The organism is Lawsonibacter celer (assembly GCF_014281125.1).
Classification (GTDB): Bacteria; Bacillota; Clostridia; order Oscillospirales; family Oscillospiraceae; genus Lawsonibacter_B; species Lawsonibacter_B celer.
In genome coordinates, this window is sequence record NZ_JACOEA010000003.1 from 42,017 (window position 1) to 59,326 (window position 17,310).

Sequence of the window (17,310 nt, forward strand, 5' to 3'; positions counted from 1 at the left end):
ATGTACGAACACGAGATTGACGCCTATTTTGACGACCCCGCCCGCCGCGCAGAGCTGGTGGAGCACATCTCCCGCCTGGTGCGCATCCGCAGCGTCCGGGAGGAGGCCCGGCCCGGCATGCCCTTCGGCCCCGGCCCCGCCGCCGCCCTGGCGGAGGCGCTGAAGCTGGCCGGTGAGCTGGGCATGGACGTGCGCAATTATGAAAACTACGTGGGCACGGCGGATCTGAACGATCAGGAGACCGCCTTGCACATTCTCTGCCACCTGGACGTGGTGGGCGAGGGCACGGGCTGGACCGTCACCGCGCCCTATGAGCCCAGGCTGGTGGACGGGATGCTCTACGGCCGCGGCACTGACGACGATAAGGGCCCCGCCGTGGCCGCGCTGCTGGCCATGAAGGCCCTCCGGGACCTAGCCATCCCCCTGAGCAAAAACGCCCGCTTGATCCTGGGTACCGACGAGGAGAGCGGCTCGTCCGACATCGCCTACTATTACGCCCGGGAGCCCTATGCTCCCTATACCTTCTCCCCGGACGCGGAGTTCCCCCTCATCAACACGGAGAAGGGCAGCTACAAGCCCACCTTCACCAAGACCTGGCCGGCGGAGACTGCCACCCCCCGGGTGAAGGAGCTCCACGGCGGCTTCCGCATCAATGTGCTGCCTCCCGAGGCAGAGGCCCTGGTGGCCGGCCTGTCCGCCCAGGCCGCCCGGCCCTATTGCGACCGGGCCGCCGCCGATACCGGCGCCGCCTATGAGCTGCGGGAGGAGGGGGATGACCTGCGCATCTTGTGCCACGGCAAGGGTTCCCACGCCTCCCTGCCCGAGGGTGGCAACAACGCCGTCACCGCCCTGCTGCACCTGCTGCGGGCCCTGCCCCTGGCCAAGACGGGCAGCACGGCGGCCATCTGGTCCCTGAACACCCTCTTCCCCCACGGGGACTGCACCGGCGCGGCCCTTGGGATCGCCCAGGCGGACGCGGTTTCCGGCGCGCTCTCCCTGGCCTTCTCCCTGCTGGAGGTGGGCGAGACCGGCCTGGAGGGCCGCTTCGACAGCCGGGTCCCCCTCTGCGCGGACGAGGCCAACTGCAAGGCCGTGGCCGAGGCCGCCTTTGCCCGCCTGGGCTTTACCGTGCAGGGCGAGATGGAGCCACCCCACCATACCCCGGCCGACTCCCCTCTGGTCCAGACTCTGCTGGCCTGCTACGAGCAGTATAGCGGCCGGAAGGGCGCGTGCCTGGCCATCGGCGGCGGCACCTATGTGCACCATATCCCCGGCGGTGTGGCCTTTGGCTGCGGCATGCCCGGTTTTGACGGCAACATGCATGGCGCGGATGAGCACACCTGCGTGGACGACCTGCTCACCGCCTGCAAAATCTTTGCCCTGGCCATCGCGCGCCTGTGTGCGTGAGCGCCCGCTTATTCAGTCGGTTTTCTCTTCGGAGTGAATCAATAATAAAGAAAGGGAGAATAGTGAGACCCATGAGACGATTGTTCAAACGCGCCTGCGCCCTGATTCCGGCGCTGGCCCTGGTGCTGAGCCTGACCGCCTGCGGCGGCGGAGGGGTCAGCGCCTTTGACGCCACCAAATACATTCAGGGACTGCTGAACAAGACCTACCTGGGCGAATTTGACGAGTACATGAATGTGGTGGACATCACCGAGAACGAGTGCGAGGACGACTACATCTCCGGCCTGGAGTCCGAGGCGGAGTATTTCGCCAGCGTGTTCCAGATCGACAATCTGACCGACGACATCAAGGCCGATATTGTGGACCTCTATAAGGAGATCTACTCCTATTCCAAGTACACCGTCTCCGCCGCCACCAAGCAGGACGACAAGACCTACAGTGTCAAGGTGACGGTGGAGCCCATCGACATCTTCCACCTGGTGGCCGACGCTCTCAACGGCGGGGCTGCGGACGACTTCAACGCCCAGTATGACGACGTTGACGTGGCGAGCATGTCTGACGACGAGTATGATACCTTCTACGCGGCCTACGACGCGGCCTGGGCGCAGCTGATTATTGATCTGACCCGGGAGAAGCTGCCCGAGCTGGGCTATCTGGACAGCTCGTCCCTCCTGGTCCAGGTGGCCGAGGACGAGGACGGCCTCTGGGGCATTCCCCAGTCCGACTTTGACAACCTGGATTGGCTGATTATTGACTATAATTTCTGAGAAAAGCAACCTGCGCGGGCCCAAATCTGAAGATTTGGGCCCGCGCACTTTTTTGCGGTTTAATCCGGCGTGTGTCCGGAGGCCGCCGCCGCGAGAATGGAGACAAACTCAGCGGTGGTGGGCCTGTCCTGGAGCGGCCGGTCGGCCAGCTCGGAGAGCAGCCCCGGGTTGCACAGCCAGGCGCGGCTTACCGCGGTGCGGATGTTGCGTTCAACCGCCTGCCAGGTGGTCCTGTAGTGCTTCGCCACATCCGGATAGAGCCATTTTGTGACCAAAAGCAGGCGCTCCGGCCGGCCCATGACCAGTTCAGCCGCGTGGGTAGCGTGGAAAAAGCCGGTATAGTTCGGCGTAACGCCGAGGCGGAACAAAAGCGTGTGGATTTTTCCCTCGGCGGACACTTCGTTAGTCAAGTTCATCTTCTTCATCCTCCAGTGCAGCCAGTTCTCTTAATCTCTCCTGCATTCCAAACAATTCCTCCCGTGTTAAAAGGATGATAAGGAAGATCAGGGATGTTCCGGAAAAGCAGCTTTTCTCCCGTTCCAGGTCGGAGTAAGAACGCGTGGTAATACGCAGCTGCTCCGCCATCCGTTCTTGAGTACTGCGGCGTCTGGTCCGGAACTCTTTAGTAAAGGGCGCCAGATAGGACTGAAACCGAAGTTTCTACTTTTTCATCATGTAAACCTCCCTATATTCGACAGAAGATAGGAAAAGTTTACCGGCCCGACAGGCGTCCTTCCATGAGGCGCGCTTCGGATCACCGTGTGAGAGAAACAAAATACTTTATTATTGTGTGTAGGTGCTCGGCCGGCTAAGCCGGCAGGGGCGGCGCCGATCAGGGCCGCCAAAGCCTTTCCCTCCCCTCTGTCCTCAAATTTCTTACAAGAGAAGCGGCGCCCACCCGGGCGCCGCTTCGGGGCCTTTACCGGTTACGCGGTCACGTAGACCACTCTCAGTCTGGAGTCATACCCAGAGGAGTTCTCGGCAAACAGGGTGACTTCGATCATATATTCTGTTCCAGAAGTACCATTGTGATAGAGTGTTGCAGCATGTACAAATGCATTGCTGGATGTCATTCCGGAATCATCACGGTCGTAGGTCTCTACAACTCTCCATACGCTTCCGGATTTCTCACGTATCACAATACTTTCTGCACCAAGACAGGTCATCTTTCCGGTTCCATATACGTTAAAATAAACCTCAAATGCGCCTCCTCCTGTTGCAACAGCCTCTACGTTATGAGAACTTATCTGATCACTGGCTCTATAAGTATTGGCCAACGCGGGGACAGAGAGTACAATCGAGAGTGCCACCAACAGGGCACAGATTCTGGAACAAGATTTACGCATACTTTCACTTACCTTTCGTACATAGAGTCAATTATTTTCTCCATGTCGCTCATCGGCAAGTCAGCCCGTATAGTACATTCAAATGAATCATATGTCCAGGCCGCAACGTACTGCTTATTATTTTCGAAAAGGTAATGCACTACGTCGCCAACTCTATAAAACTGAACTGGTACTCCATCCTTCTCATAAACAGGAGCATTTTCTCTATCCCGGTACCAAATGTAGGTAATAGAAATTGTCGCATCACCATTCAAGTAAAACGCATCAAATTCTACCTTTTCTAGGCTAGAGAGTTCCCGAACTAATATAGAATTCAGTTCAAAGCCTTCAGGAACCCACCTAGGCGCACTTACAACTTTAATGTTATATGTGTCTAGAGCTTCCTGCAGACTGTCATATGTACCATCTGTTAACATCGGTTCAACTTTATTCGTATGAGCGACAGGATTTTGAGAGGGGATCCCGTTGGGTCCGAATTGAAACGAGTCGTCAGTCCATACGCCGATCATAGTCAAAAAGTTTTCATGGCCCGTTGCCGCGGGAAGCGCAAATACAACCAGGCAGGCCACCACGGCCGCGATAACCAAAATACGGCGCAGCGTGGGGCGGCCGCGGCGGGCTGCGGCGGACGGCTTGTCCTCCCGCACTTCCGGGGCCTCCGTGGAATAGAGAGACAGATTCTCCCCTTCCGGTGTGTTGTATAGCGTCTGGAATTCCTCCCAGGCCTGTTTGGTGTCCGGCAAACGGCCGTCGGCCCGTGCCTTCTCCCGCTTTTCCATCACCTCCAATATTGCCAGAATCATTTCTTCATTTTCGTTTTCATGTTCCATTAATTCCATGTCCGTACGCAGCAGCTCTACCAGCTCCTGCGTACTCAATTGGTTCAGATAGGCGTATTCCTTCGACGCGTCGTTCCGGGCCATACGCTGAACCCCCCTCACTTTATATATTGTCGTTCAGGACGAATCCTGACATAAAAATCAAAATTTTTTCAAAAAAATTTTTTCACGCCCCGGGTGCGGCTCTATTCTTCCTCTTCCCGCTCCCGGAAATAACCTTTCAGCTTTTCGCGGATGCGTTGGAGCCGCTTATAGCTGGTCCACAGCGTGATCCCCCATTCTTCGGCGACCTCCGCATGGCCCCTGCCCTCCAAGGTCAGCTGTTTTAGAAACCGAAATTCTTCCGGCGTCAACGCCCGCTGTGTGCGTTCCATCACGCCGGGGGATTCTCCACAGGTCAGGCGCTCATCCATGGACGCCTCCGGCGAGGCGATTGCTTCCTCCATCTCCCGGTTCAGTTCGATACAGCGCTTGAGGTCGCGCAGGTATTTTCTCTTGCAGTCCCTCGCCTTGTTGCGCGCGGTAGTATACAGCCACGCGGGCGGGTTGGGATGATGGATGACTTCGTCGATTTTCCGGACCGCTTCATGAAACGTGTCCTGTGCAACCTCATGTGCTCGCTCCTCATTGGGAATCACGCTTTCGGCATAGAGCCTGATTTTGTTGAAATATTTCGAGTACAGCTCTTCGAAAAATTCTTCTTGTTCTACTGTCACTGGCGCATCCCTCTTCCTACTAATCCGCTCTGTATGCTCCCGATTTCCTGTGTTTTGGTTCTTTCTGTGTACCGCTTTGCCTCCGTTCTGCGTTTGGGCAAGATTATATGGCCGAACTTTGCCGATATAGAAGCAACAATTGCTTCATTCTGCTCTACTACCGCTTGTTGGAGGGCATGCGCCCTGCAGCATGCAAAATACCCCCGGCGTCTGCTTCCGAACGCCGGGGGTACTGCTCCGCCGGGCCTTGCCCCGGCTTACTGTCCACTGTACTTTTTTGCTGCGCCGATAAAATCTCGGAACAAGGGGTGAGCCTTGTTGGGACGGCTCTTGAACTCGGGGTGAAACTGCACGCCCACAAACCAGGGGTGCCCGGGCAGCTCCACAATCTCCACCAGCCGCCCGTCCGGGGACAGGCCCGCCAGCTGGAGGCCCTTCTCGGTCAGGGCCTCCCGGTAGTCGTTGTTGAACTCATAGCGGTGGCGGTGCCGCTCACTGATGTCATCCGTGCCGTAGGCACGCCTTGCGGGGCCGTCGGCCGCCATATGGCAGGGATAGGCCCCCAGACGCATGGTGCCGCCCTTGGCGGTAATGCCCCGCTGGTCGCTCATCAGATCGATGACCGGATGAGCGGTGGTCTGGCTGAGCTCGCTGGAGTGGGCGTCCGGCATGCCGGCCACGTGGCGGGCGTATTCGATGACCGCCATCTGCATGCCCAGACAGATACCGAAGAAGGGCACCCCATTCTCCCGGGCGTACCGGACGGCGGAAATCATGCCCTCAATGCCCCGATCCCCGAAGCCCCCGGGCACCAATATGCCGTGGGCTCCGGCCAGGCGCTCGGCGGCGTTCCCATCGGTGACCGTCTCGGAATCCACCCAGCGGATTTTTACCTTCACGTCGTTCTCAATGCCGCCGTGGGTCAGCGCTTCCACCACGCTGAGGTACGCGTCGTGCAGACCCACATATTTGCCCACCAGGGCGATCTCCACCTCACCATGGGGGTGCTTGGCCCGGTGGACCATGGTAGCCCACTCGGTCAGGTCCGGCATGTGGCAGATCAGCCCCAGGCGTCGCACCGCCACGTCGGCCAGGCCCTCCCTCTCCAGCATCAGGGGCACCTCATAGAGGATGTCCGCCGTCAGGTTGGGAATGGCGTTTTCCTTCGGAATGTTGCAGAACAGGGAGATTTTATCCAGAATCTCCTGGGACAGTGGGTAGTCGGAGCGGCACATGATCACGTCCGGCTGGATGCCCAGGCTCAGCAGCTCCTTGGCGGAGTGCTGGGTGGGCTTGCTTTTGAGCTCCCCGCTGCCGGGGATGGAGACGATCAGGGACACGTGGATGAACATCACATTCTGGCGGCCCCGCTCGGCGGCCACCTGCCGAATGGACTCCAGGAAGGGCTGGGACTCAATGTCGCCCACGGTGCCGCCGATCTCCACAATGGCCACGTCGGTGTCCGGCGTATCCAGGGAGTAGATGTTGCGCTTGATCTCCCCAGTGATGTGGGGGATGATCTGCACGGTGCCCCCCAGGTAGTCCCCGGCCCGCTCCCGATTGAGCACGTTCCAGTACACCTTTCCGGAGGATACCGAGGAATTGAAGGTGAGATTCTCGTCAATAAAGCGCTCGTAATGCCCCAGGTCCAGGTCAGTCTCCGCGCCGTCGTCGGTGACGAACACCTCGCCGTGCTGATAGGGGCTCATGGTGCCCGGGTCCACGTTGAGATAGGGGTCCAGCTTCTGCACCTTTACCCTCAGGCCGCGCTGCTTCAGAAGCCGCCCCAGGGATGCCGCCGTAATGCCCTTGCCCAGCCCGGAGACCACGCCGCCGGTGACGAAAATATACTTCACTGCCATCCGTATTTCCCTCCCATAACACATGGGACGCCATTGTCCGGGGACGTCTTTGCCCCTTTTTGTTCCTTCTTCCAAAAATCTTCCTTATTTTACGGCGATCCCCCGCCGCCGTCAAGGGGCTTTTGCAGGTTTTTTCCCGCCTGCGGCAAAAAACGGCGCGGCCCTCCACCGGGCCGCGCCGCAACGCTTTATTTGTGGTAAAGCTTATTGGTCTCGTACTGGGGCTCACAGGTCAGGCGCAGCCCCAGCTTGCTATAAGTGCCCGAGTCCGCCGGTGAGAGGATGACGCTGGAGTGGGCCTCGCACCCGCGCAGGCGGTCCAGCTGCGCCAGGGCCCGGGCCGCCAGCGGGTTGGCCGTGGCCGAGCTGGCCAGGGCGATCAGGGTCTCGTCACTGTGCAGGCGGGGGTTCGTGGAGCCCAGGTGCTTTACCTTGACCGTCTGGATGGGCTCCAGCGCCTCCGGGGAGATCAGGTGCAGCCCGTGGTCGATGCCCGCCAGGCGTTTGAGGGCGTTGAGCAGCGTGGCGGAGGAGGCCCCCATAAGGGCGGTGGTCTTGCCGGTGACAATCTCCCCATCGGGCAGCTGGATGGCCGAGGCCGGGTTGCCCGTCTCCTCCGCCACCCGCTGGGCCGCGGCGGCCACCGTGCGGATAGAGGTGTCCACCTTGGCCTGCTGCATCAGCAGCTCCAGCTTATACACCAGCTCATCGTCCGCCAGGCCCACCCGGCGGTCGCACAGAGCCGCGTAGTACCGCCGGACGATCTCCTGCCGCGCGGCGGCGCATACCGCCTCGTCGTCCACGATGCAGTATCCGGCCATGTTCACCCCCATATCCGTGGGGGATTTATAGGGGCACTGCCCCATAATCTTCTCAAACATGGCGGAGAGCACCGGGAACACCTCCACATCCCGGTTGTAGTTCACCGTGGTGGCTCCGTAGGCGGCCAGATGGAAGGGGTCGATCATATTCATATCCCCCAGGTCCGCGGTGGCGGCCTCGTAGGCGAGATTCACCGGGTGCTGAAGGGGCAGGTTCCAGATGGGAAAGGTCTCAAACTTGGCGTAGCCCGCCTTCACCCCCCGCTTGTACTCGTGGTAGAGCTGGCTCAGGCACACGGCCATTTTGCCGCTGCCCGGGCCGGGGGCCGTGACCACCACCAGGGGACGGGTGGTCTCCACATAGTCGTTTTTCCCATAGCCCTCGTCGCTGACAATCAGGGGAATGTTGTTGGGGTAGCCGGCAATGGGATAGTGCAGAGCCACCTTCATGCCCAGGCTCTCCATCCGGCGCTTGAACGCGTCGGCGGCGGGCTGCCCGGCGTAGCGGGTGATGACCACGCTGCCCACATACAACCCATGGCTGCGGAAGGCGTCAATCAGGCGCAGCACCTCCACGTCGTAGGTGATGCCCAGGTCGCCCCGGATCTTATTCTTCTCAATGTCACTGGCACAGATGGCGATGACGATCTCCGCCTTGTCAGCCAGCTCCTGCAGCATACATATCTTGCTGTCGGGCGCAAAGCCGGGCAGTACCCGGGAAGCATGGTGGTCGTCAAAGAGCTTGCCGCCAAACTCCAGGTAGAGCTTGTTGTCAAACTGGCCAATCCGCTCCTGGATATGGCTGGACTGAAATTCTCTGTATCTCCCGCTGTCAAAGCCGATCTTGTCCATATAGTCCCATGCTCCTTTGCACACAACAATCCATGTCAGTATAGCACAAAATCAGGCGCTTGCAAAGGGGGCACAGACAAACGGCACATCTACCCCTGGCCGGCCGATTTCGCAGCCGGAGCGCGCTTTCTCCTCCTGGGGAGCGCCAGTCCATACTTCTGCAGGCGGCGGATCACCTGGGACTGGTCCACCTTCAGCGCCCCGGCAATCTGGTAAGAGTTCCCGTAGGTCTGCAGCATGGACTCCAATATCTCCTTTTCAATGGAGGATAAGTATCCTTTCAGGGAAAATTCCTGCTCACTGTAGCACATCAGGCTGCCGCCGTGATTAATAAAGATAAACCGCCCATCTTGACGGGCGGGGCCGCCGGCGGCCCCAACCTGGTTTCCCCTGAGAATGTGCTCCGGCAGAGAGGTAATTTCAAGGGAGTCGCCCACCGTGGTAATCAGGATCCGCTCCACACAGTTTCGTAGCTCACGCACATTGCCGGGCCATCGGTATTCCAGCAGCTGCCGGCAGCACAGGGGGGAAAACACCCGATTTTTCCCGTATTTGGTGCAGTACTTCTGTAAAAAGAAGTTGGCCAGGGGGATGATGTCCTTGACCCGCTCCCGCAGGGGCGGGATACAGATGGGCATTAGATTGAGCCGGTAATACAGATCGGTTCGAAACTCTTTGTTCAGGCACATGGTATACAGGTCCTGATTGGTGGCCGCGACGGCCCGGAAGTCCACCGTCTTCTCCTGACTCCCGCCCAGGCGCTTGACTGACTTGGTTTCCAGCACCCGCAGCAGCTTTCCCTGAAGCGCCAGAGGAAGGGAGTTGATTTCGTCCAGAAAAAGCGTGCCTCCCTCAGCCGCCTCCACGCTGCCGGTCTTGCCCCCCCGCTGTCCGCCGGTAAAGGTCCCCGGTTCATAGCCGAACAGCTCACTTTCCATCAGATTCTCCGGAATGGAGGCGCAGTTGACTACCACAAAGGGGCCCCCGGCTCTGGGGCTGTGGTCGTGAATATAGCGGGCCACCACCTCTTTTCCGGTACCGGACTCACCTGTGAGCAGACAGGTGGCGTCCGTAGACGCCGCCTGCCTGGCCTGGGTGAGCACATCCCGCATCTGCGGACTGGCGTTGACCACCATACGATCCTTCGGGTGGTCGGCGGCTGCGGCAGGTGTTGAGGTGAGTTTGGAGATTTCGTTGTTCCGCGCGGTCTGCAGCTTGCGTTCAATGGTCTCGATGGCGGAGATGGTAACCACAATGTAGCTCACCTCACCCTGTGTGTCAAACACAGGCGTGGCGGTTACCAGCTGCCGGAAGGTCTTCTGAGCCGCATTGATGATGTCCTGAAACATAATCACCTCGCCCTTGGTCTCTAGCACCTTTTCCGAAACGCAGGGCTTGAAGGTGTGCTTGATCTCGTGGATATTCTTCCGCAGGAGAATATGCCTGGGGGTCGCGGTGTAGCGCACAAATGCGCTGTTCACATAGATAAACCTCCCTGTGCGGTCCAGCACATAAATACACTGGGCCAGGCTGTCCAGCAGTGAGATGATCAGTTCGGCCGGAACCGATTCCGCCCCCTCCTCACCCGGATGGAGGCCTGCGTCAAAATCACTCATACGGATCCCCCTTTTAATGCAACATCACATGAACATTTTTTTACAGACGGCGGTTTGCCCCCCTGAACAAGCTGGAATCCTGTCGTATTTTGCTCAAAAAGAGACAAAGCCCATCCTGTCATACAGCCGCTTTTGCCGCTACGCTTTTGGTTAATGTGATTTTACATGAAGGGTTCTGTCAATTGCAAGCTCTTTTGGTTTTTTCTTAATGTGAAATTGCATTTTTGTTTTATGGAGCCCGTTCTGATTCTATTTTCCCACCCCCGCTCCAGGAGCGGCATCACCCTGATGTGGGGGAAAAGGACGGTTTAAGAAAATAATTTCTCGGAAAGGGGGGAAATTTTTTCTCAATTTTTGATCTTGGCACGCGGTATGCATAGCAATTGGGTTGTCAACGTGCAGATATGCAAGGCGTGATCCATCCGATGCAAATTTAGAAAGGAGAACTGACATGAAAACGATCACCGTCATCGGGTCCGGCGTCATCGGAGCCAGCTGGGCCACCAACTTTGCCTTTCGGGAGTGTGAGGTCCGCCTCTACGACACCGCAGAGGACGCCCTGGCCAACGGCAAAAACGCGGTCCTGCGCAATCTGAACAACTTTGTCCAGTATGGAGTCATCCGCCAGGACGACGTGGCTCCCATCGCGGCGCGCATCACCTACACAACGGATATTGCCCAGGCCCTGGAGGGCGCTTATCTGGTCCAGGAGGCCGGTCCGGATCAATACCCCATCAAACAGGCTATTCTGGCTCAGGTGGATGAATATGCGCCTGACGCGCTGTTTCTGAGCAGCACTTCCGGCTTGTCCATTACCGAGATTGCCAAACATTCAGCGCATCCGGATCGCTGCATGGGCGGTCATCCCTTCAACCCTCCCCACCTGATCCCCCTGGTGGAGATCTCCAAGGGTGAAAAGACCAGCCAGGAGGCGGTGGACAAGGCTGTCGCCTTCTTTGAGAGCATCAACAAGGTGCCCGTGGTCTGCAAAAAGGAGAAGCTGGGCTTTATCGCCAACCGTATCCAGTGGGCCCTCTATCGGGAGGCCATCGACCTGGTCATCACCGGCACCTGCACCATTGAGGATGTGGATAAGGCTGTCACCTATGGCCCCGGCCTGCGCTGGGCCATCCTGGGGCCCAATATGATTTACGAGCTGGGCGGCGGCAAGGACGGCATACGGGGCATGAACAAGCTCTCCGGCACCACGGCCAAAGGCTATGCCGACCTGTGCACCTGGGGTGCCAAGCCGGACGACTGGTTTGACAACGCCCAGGCCGGCGTGGACGAGGAAAAGGCCAAGCTGCCCGATTTCATCGGCCACACGAATGAGGAAATCGCAAAGTTCCGGGATTCCATGCTCATTGAACTGCTGCGCCTGCACCACAAGCTTTAATCGCCCCTTCAACAATTGAACAAGCGGCATAGGTCCGCATATTTTGAGGAGGAATTTTTAATGGGTAAGAAGTTAATTGTACAGGTCTGTGTCTGCGGCGCTGGCACCACTAAGAAACAGACCCCTCACGTCCCTATTACTCCGGATGAGATTGCCAGGGATGTGGTGGCCTGCGCCAAGGCGGGCGCCGCCATTGCCCACATCCACGTGCGCGACAAGGACGGGGTCAACTGCATGGATACGGCGGTCTTTGAGGAGACCTGCGCCAAGACCCGGGAGGCCCTGGCCAGAGAAAATCTGGATATCGTACTGAACCTGACCACCTCCGGCTCCAAGTTCTCTGACGATCTGCGACTGGCGCAGCTGCACTCCTGCCTGCCGGAGATGTGCTCCTATGACCCAGGCACCTTGAACTGGGGATATAAATCCGTCTTTCTGAACACCCCCGTCTTTCTGGAGCGTCTGGGCCGGGAAGCCCAGGAGCTGGAGATCAAGCCGGAGGTGGAGATTTTTGACGGCGGCATGATGGGTGCGGTGGACTACTATGTCAAAAACGGCTTCCTGAAGGCCCCAGTCCACTATCAGTTCGTGCTTGGCGTGGCGGCCGGCATACCGGGCGACATCAGCAGCCTGTCCTATCTGCTGCCCAGGATGCAGCCGGGCTCCACCTGGTCCATTACCGGCATCGGCAAAGCCCACATGCCCATGATGCTGGCCGGTCTGGCTGAGGGTGCTGACGGCCTGCGCGTGGGGCTGGAGGACAACATCTACTATGAAAAAGGCGTGCTGGCCACCAACCCGCAGCTGGTGGAACGTGCCGTACGCCTGGGTGAGATGGCCGGCCGCAGCATAGCCACCGCCCAGGAGGCCCGCGAGATCCTGGGGCTGAAAAAGCATGTCGCCTTTTGACCGTTCCCCCGGCGCGGTCCGGCAATCGAGAGAGTGGATTTGATTCAGACAGAAAGGACGGAGTCTATGAGCCCTGAAGTGTTAAGTTTGATCGGTATCCTGCTGGGCCTGGTGATCCTGATCGGCCTGGCCTATAAAAACTGGCCCATTCTGATTGTGGCACCTATCGCAGTTGTGGTGGTGGCAGTTTTCTCCGGCGTGAATCCCTTTACCACCCTGACCAGCACCTACATGGAGAAATTTGTAGTCTTTGCAAAGAACTATTTTCTGATTCTGTTTTTCGGTGCGGTCTTTGGAAAGCTGATGGGAGAGTGCGGCGCGGCACGCACCATTGCCATCAAGGTCTCCAAGCTGGTACGCAAATTCCCCGGCAAGGAAAAACCCATGGCCGTAATTTCCCTTATCCTGATCTGTGCCATTCTGACCTATGGCGGCGTCAGCTCCTTCGTGGTGGTGTTTACCCTGGTGGCTATTGCCAAGGATCTGTTTCAGGAGCTGGATATTCCCTGGCACATGTACACCTGCAGCGTGGCCGGCTCAGGGCTGTGGACCATGACCATGCTCCCCGGCACCCCCTCGGTGCAGAACCAGGTGCCCATCACCTATCTGGGCACCACGGCCATGGCCGCTCCCGCCCTGAGCATGTTCGCGGTCGCTGTCTCCGCCGTGATGGTATTCGGCTATGTCTTTTGGATGTGCGCCCGCTGTACCCGCAGGGGAGAGCACTTTGAGCCCTCGGGCACGGAAATTCTGAAGGTACAGCTGGGTGAGGATCTGTCCTCCGACCACCTGCCCAATCTCTTTCTCTGCCTGCTGCCCTGCATCATCCTGTTTGTGGTTATGAACTTCTTGAATCAGGGCGCCGTGGTGGGACTGATTGCCGGCTGTGTCTCCTGTATTGTCATCTTCCACAAAAAATTCAACATTGTCAAGCTGAAAAGCTGCATCGGCGCCGGTGGCACCAACGCCACCAGCGCGGTGATGGCCGCCTGTGCGGCCTCCGGCTTCGGCGGCGTAGTGGCCACGGTTTCCGGTTACACCATGGTGCTCAATTCCCTCGCCAGCATTCCGGGCCCCGAGATTTTCCAGCTGATTGTTGCGGTCAACGTGGCTGCCGGTATCACCGGTTCCGCCTCCTCCGGGCTGAACATCGCCTTTGCCAGTCTGACCGACCGCTTTCTGGCCAGCGGACTCAATCCGGAAATCATCCACCGCATGGCCTGCATCTCTTCCGGTGGCCTGGACACGCTACCCCACTGCTCCACTGTGGTCAATACCCTGAACGTGACCAAGCTGACCTACGCCCAGGGCTATAAGCACTACGGCGTAATGACGGTCATTATCCCCCTGATTACTGTGGTTATCTGCGGCGTCTTTGTGGGCATAGGTGTCTTTACCTAAAATTTAGAACTCCACGGGAGACCCGGCAAAACGAAAGGCAAGGTGTTTTTTTGGCAACGTCTAAAATAGTCTCTCTGGAAGAGGCGCTGGCCAGGTTCCACGATGGCCAAACCGTCATGATCGGCGGCTTCACCAACGTGGGCTCTCCCAACCAGTTCTGCCGCGCTCTGGCCGACACGGGTATCCGCCGGCTGCACATCATCGCCAATGATGCCGGCAACGACTGGCAGGACGGAATTGGCACCTTTATCGTGGAGCGGCGGGCCGTCCGTCTGACCGCCTCCCACGTTGGCCTCAACCCTGTGGTGGGCCAGCTGATGAACGAGGGCGTGCTGGAGGTAACACTGGTTCCCCAAGGCACCCTAGTTGAGCGAATCCGGTGCGGAGGCATGGGGCTAGGTGGTGTCCTCACCCCTACCGGCGTGGGCACGCTGGCAGCCCAGGGCAAGCAGGTGATCTCGGTGGGCGGCCGGGACTATCTGCTGGAACTGCCTTTGCGGGCGGAGATCGCCCTGATCAAGGCATGGCGGGCGGACACCGCCGGAAATCTGGTCTATCGCCGCACAGCAAAGAACTTCAACCCCGTCATGGCCATGGCTGCCGACCTGGTAATCGTCCAGGCGGAGGAGGTTGTGGAAGTGGGCGAGCTGGACCCGGACCAGGTGTGTACGCCGGCGGCCTGCGTGGACATGGTCGTCCCGCTGTAAGGAGGTAGCGGCAAATGGAACACAGAGAACGAATTGCCCGGCGGGCAGCCCGCTTTTTTCGGGACGGGGGCCTGGTAAATCTGGGCATAGGCCTGCCCACTCAAGTGGTCAATTATATCCCAGAAGGGATCCATGTCCAGCTCCAGTCAGAAAATGGCTTTATCGGCATTGGGCCTATACCCGATGCCGATGGGTGGGATCACGACGTGGTCAACGCCGGCGGCCGCCCCGCCTCCATCCTGCCCGGCGGCTGTACCTTCGACAGCGCGATGAGCTTCGGCTTAATCCGCGGCGGCCATGTGGACGCCACGGTGCTGGGCGCCCTTGAGGTGGACCAGGAGGGCAACCTGGCCAACTGGATCATTCCCGGCCGAAAAGTGCCCGGCATGGGCGGTGGAATGGACCTGGTGGTGGGTGCCAGGCTGGTAATTGTCGCCATGGAGCACTGCACCAAGGCAGGTGCACCCAAAATTCTCCGCCGCTGCACCCTGCCGCTGACAGCCCCCCACAGCGTGGACTATATCGTCACCGAGCTGTGTGTGCTTCACTACAATGGAGCGGGTCTCATTCTGGAGGAACTGGCTCCGGGTATTACGGTGGAAGAGGTGCGCACTAAAACGCAGGCGGAACTCATTCTTCCGGAACAGATTGGGCGCATGGAGTGAACATAGCCCTCGAAGGGAAGTGGCAAATATGGCAAAACAGCCGGGGGAATCCGGACGGCGCACCCTGCTGTGTGAACAGTTTTGGGTCTACGCGCTCCTGATGATAGTAGGCGGCTATTACGGAGGGTATACCTACAGCGTTCGGGGCGGCGTTTTCTGCAACGCACAAACGGCTAACTTTGTACTCCTGTCCCTGGCTTTGGGGCACGCGCAGTGGCGGCAGGCACTCTATTACATTATCCCCATCACCGCCTACCTCATGGGCTCCGTGGTCTCAGAGCAGCTGCCCCCCACTCTGCGGCGGCTGGGCGTGCGCTGGGAGACCGTCCAGGTCCTTCTGGAGGCCGCCGTTGTGCTTCTCCTGGGACTGCTGCCCGATTCTGCGCCCCACCCGATCGCTCAGGTAAGTATCAACTTCGTGTGCTCTATGCGTTATAACACCTTCCGTTCCACCCGCGGGATCTCCATGGCCACTACCTTCTGCACCAACCACGTCCGGCAGACCGGGATCGCGTTGGTGGGGGCGCGGCGATGTCCGGAAAATCCCTTCTATCTGCGCAAGCTGCTCACCCATCTGCCTATGCTGGCGCTGTTTGTTGTGGGTGGCGTGGCGGCCACGGTGCTCAGCGGCCGCTTGGCGGGCCGCGCCATCTGGGCTGTGCTTCCCATACTGATTTTTCTCTTTCTCCGTCTGCTCCACGCGGACCTGTTCATCGAACGGGACTTGCGGGACCAGACACCCGCCGGACACTAGACCTGCGCTATACCATTACAGAAATGAGGCCTGAAACATGGAACGAACACTCAAAGAGGCGGTCGTGGTCGCCTATGGCCGCACCGGGATTGCCAAGGCGAAAAAGGGCGGTCTCCGCTTTACCCATCCTGTGGACTTCGCCGGCCAGCTGTTGGAAGGCGTGCTACAGAAAATCCCCCAGCTGAATCCAATGGAGATCGACGACGTTATCGTGGGCTGTGCCCGTCCGCAGGAGATTCAATGCTCCAACATCGGGCGGCTCATCGCCCTGCGTGCGGGGTTGAACCCCTGTGTCCCGGGATACACCCTGACGCGGCTTTGCTCCTCCGGTCTGCAGGCAATTGCAGACGCGGCCCACGCCATTATGGTGGGCGAGATAGACGCGGCGGTGGCCGGCGGTGTGGAGTATCTGACCGCGATTTTTTCCGGTACGCCGGAACAGTACCAATGTATTGAGCTGCAGGGATTGGCCCCCGGCGCGTATATGCCCATGGGTCTAACCGCGGAAATTGTAGCCCGGTACTATGGCGTCACCCGGGAGGAAATGGACCGTCTGGCCGTGCTCAGCCATCAGCGGGCCGCCAAGGCCCATGCGGAGGGCGTTTTTGACCGGGAAATCCTTCCCATCTGGGCGAAGCAGGAGGACGGAAGCCGCTTCTGTTTTCAGACCGACGAGGGCATCCGGCCGGGCACCGATCTGGAAAAGCTCTCCTCATTGAAGCCCTGCTTCCAGGAGGATGGCTTAGTGACAGCCGGGACCTCCTCCCAGTTGAGCGACGGGGCCGCCATGGTGGTGCTGATGAGCCTGGAAAAGGCCCGACAGCTTGGTTTGAGGCCCATTGCCCGCTTTGTGGGCTTCGCCGTGGCCGGTGTGGCGCCCGAGGTCATGGGGCTCGGCCCCATCCACGCCGTTCCCAAGGTCCTGTCGAAAGCGGGTCTGACTATGGCGGATATGGACGTCATAGAGCTCAACGAGGCCTTCATGGCTCAGGCGATTCCTTGTATCCGGGAGCTGGGCATGGACCTGGAAAAGGTCAATCCCAACGGAGGTGCAGTGGCCCTGGGCCATCCCCTGGGCGCCACAGGCGGCATTCTGACCTGCAAGCTGCTCAATCAGCTGGAGCGCAGCGGCGGTACCTACGGTATGGTGACCATGTGTGTGGGCGGCGGAATGGGCGCAGCCGGTCTTTTCGAGATGTGCCGATAACACCTTTCAGGCAGGGAGAGCGGGGCGCCGAATCCGGCGCCCCGC

Annotated in this window: 15 protein-coding genes; 9 read left to right on the forward strand and 6 right to left on the reverse strand. The window is 59.1% G+C overall.

From position 1 onward, the window contains the following. Both H9Q75_RS06815 and H9Q75_RS06820 read left to right on the forward strand, forming a co-directional pair. Positions 1-1,407 (forward strand): Sapep family Mn(2+)-dependent dipeptidase, encoded by a 1,407-nt coding sequence (locus H9Q75_RS06815; protein ID WP_186565481.1) that lies wholly within the window; start codon positions 1-3, stop codon positions 1,405-1,407. Positions 1,408-1,478: 71 nt separating this feature from the next. Then, positions 1,479-2,174 (forward strand): hypothetical protein, encoded by a 696-nt coding sequence (locus tag H9Q75_RS06820; protein WP_186565483.1) that lies wholly within the window; start codon positions 1,479-1,481, stop codon positions 2,172-2,174. Positions 2,175-2,233: 59 nt separating this feature from the next. On the opposite strand, the gene H9Q75_RS06825 is transcribed toward H9Q75_RS06820, so the two are convergent. From H9Q75_RS06825 to H9Q75_RS06850, 6 genes are all read right to left on the reverse strand, one after another. Further along, on the reverse strand, positions 2,234-2,590 hold the full coding sequence (locus H9Q75_RS06825) for a sporulation initiation factor Spo0A C-terminal domain-containing protein (RefSeq protein WP_186565485.1): 357 nt from the start codon (positions 2,588-2,590) through the stop codon (positions 2,234-2,236). 938 nt (positions 2,591-3,528) lie between these two features. Further along, on the reverse strand, positions 3,529-4,443 hold the full coding sequence (locus H9Q75_RS06830) for a DUF4367 domain-containing protein (protein ID WP_186565487.1): 915 nt from the start codon (positions 4,441-4,443) through the stop codon (positions 3,529-3,531). A gap of 101 nt (positions 4,444-4,544) precedes the next feature. Further along, positions 4,545-5,075, reverse strand: a complete 531-nt coding sequence (locus tag H9Q75_RS06835; RefSeq protein ID WP_186565489.1) for a sigma-70 family RNA polymerase sigma factor — start codon at positions 5,073-5,075, stop codon at positions 4,545-4,547. A 257-nt stretch (positions 5,076-5,332) separates the two neighbouring features. Then, positions 5,333-6,937, reverse strand: a complete 1,605-nt coding sequence (locus H9Q75_RS06840; RefSeq protein WP_186565491.1) for a CTP synthase — start codon at positions 6,935-6,937, stop codon at positions 5,333-5,335. A 188-nt stretch (positions 6,938-7,125) separates the two neighbouring features. Continuing rightward, the gene (locus H9Q75_RS06845; RefSeq protein WP_186565493.1) at positions 7,126-8,610 is read right to left on the reverse strand and encodes a DUF1846 domain-containing protein; all 1,485 of its coding nucleotides are present in this window, start codon (positions 8,608-8,610) and stop codon (positions 7,126-7,128) included. Between the two features lie 89 nt (positions 8,611-8,699). After that, on the reverse strand, positions 8,700-10,226 hold the full coding sequence (locus H9Q75_RS06850) for a sigma-54 interaction domain-containing protein (RefSeq protein WP_186565495.1): 1,527 nt from the start codon (positions 10,224-10,226) through the stop codon (positions 8,700-8,702). A gap of 451 nt (positions 10,227-10,677) precedes the next feature. On the opposite strand from H9Q75_RS06850, the gene H9Q75_RS06855 reads away from it, so the two are divergent. From H9Q75_RS06855 to H9Q75_RS06885, 7 genes are all read left to right on the forward strand, one after another. Beyond that, a complete protein-coding gene (locus tag H9Q75_RS06855; RefSeq protein WP_186565497.1) occupies positions 10,678-11,622 on the forward strand; it encodes a 3-hydroxyacyl-CoA dehydrogenase family protein in 945 nt (314 codons plus the stop codon). A gap of 60 nt (positions 11,623-11,682) precedes the next feature. Then, positions 11,683-12,531, forward strand: a complete 849-nt coding sequence (locus tag H9Q75_RS06860; RefSeq protein ID WP_186565498.1) for a beta-keto acid cleavage family enzyme — start codon at positions 11,683-11,685, stop codon at positions 12,529-12,531. Positions 12,532-12,597: 66 nt separating this feature from the next. Further along, positions 12,598-13,932 carry a GntP family permease gene (locus tag H9Q75_RS06865; RefSeq protein ID WP_186565500.1) on the forward strand — a complete coding sequence of 445 codons (1,335 nt, stop codon included), beginning with the start codon at positions 12,598-12,600 and terminating at the stop codon, positions 13,930-13,932. A gap of 50 nt (positions 13,933-13,982) precedes the next feature. Continuing rightward, positions 13,983-14,639, forward strand: coding sequence for a CoA transferase subunit A (locus H9Q75_RS06870; RefSeq protein WP_186565503.1), 657 nt, complete (start codon positions 13,983-13,985; stop codon positions 14,637-14,639). A gap of 14 nt (positions 14,640-14,653) precedes the next feature. After that, positions 14,654-15,304, forward strand: coding sequence for a 3-oxoacid CoA-transferase subunit B (locus H9Q75_RS06875; protein WP_186565505.1), 651 nt, complete (start codon positions 14,654-14,656; stop codon positions 15,302-15,304). Between the two features lie 28 nt (positions 15,305-15,332). Then, complete coding sequence (locus tag H9Q75_RS06880; RefSeq protein WP_186565507.1) at positions 15,333-16,058, forward strand: YoaK family protein; 726 nt, start codon at positions 15,333-15,335, stop codon at positions 16,056-16,058. Between the two features lie 37 nt (positions 16,059-16,095). Then, entirely contained in the window at positions 16,096-17,265 is a 1,170-nt protein-coding gene (locus tag H9Q75_RS06885; RefSeq protein ID WP_186565509.1) for a thiolase family protein, read from the forward strand. The last annotated feature ends 45 nt before the right edge of the window (positions 17,266-17,310 follow it).

Coding starts and splice junctions, on each gene's coding strand:
- H9Q75_RS06855 (WP_186565497.1), top strand. CDS start 10,678: ATGAAAACGATCACCGTCATCGGGTCCGGCGTCATCGGAGCCAGCTGG.
- H9Q75_RS06850 (WP_186565495.1), bottom strand. CDS start 10,226: ATGAGTGATTTTGACGCAGGCCTCCATCCGGGTGAGGAGGGGGCGGAA.
- H9Q75_RS06840 (WP_186565491.1), bottom strand. CDS start 6,937: ATGGCAGTGAAGTATATTTTCGTCACCGGCGGCGTGGTCTCCGGGCTG.
- H9Q75_RS06875 (WP_186565505.1), top strand. CDS start 14,654: ATGGAACACAGAGAACGAATTGCCCGGCGGGCAGCCCGCTTTTTTCGG.
- H9Q75_RS06815 (WP_186565481.1), top strand. CDS start 1: ATGTACGAACACGAGATTGACGCCTATTTTGACGACCCCGCCCGCCGC.
- H9Q75_RS06865 (WP_186565500.1), top strand. CDS start 12,598: ATGAGCCCTGAAGTGTTAAGTTTGATCGGTATCCTGCTGGGCCTGGTG.
- H9Q75_RS06825 (WP_186565485.1), bottom strand. CDS start 2,590: ATGAACTTGACTAACGAAGTGTCCGCCGAGGGAAAAATCCACACGCTT.
- H9Q75_RS06830 (WP_186565487.1), bottom strand. CDS start 4,443: ATGGCCCGGAACGACGCGTCGAAGGAATACGCCTATCTGAACCAATTG.
- H9Q75_RS06845 (WP_186565493.1), bottom strand. CDS start 8,610: ATGGACAAGATCGGCTTTGACAGCGGGAGATACAGAGAATTTCAGTCC.
- H9Q75_RS06880 (WP_186565507.1), top strand. CDS start 15,333: ATGGCAAAACAGCCGGGGGAATCCGGACGGCGCACCCTGCTGTGTGAA.
- H9Q75_RS06860 (WP_186565498.1), top strand. CDS start 11,683: ATGGGTAAGAAGTTAATTGTACAGGTCTGTGTCTGCGGCGCTGGCACC.
- H9Q75_RS06820 (WP_186565483.1), top strand. CDS start 1,479: ATGAGACGATTGTTCAAACGCGCCTGCGCCCTGATTCCGGCGCTGGCC.
- H9Q75_RS06885 (WP_186565509.1), top strand. CDS start 16,096: ATGGAACGAACACTCAAAGAGGCGGTCGTGGTCGCCTATGGCCGCACC.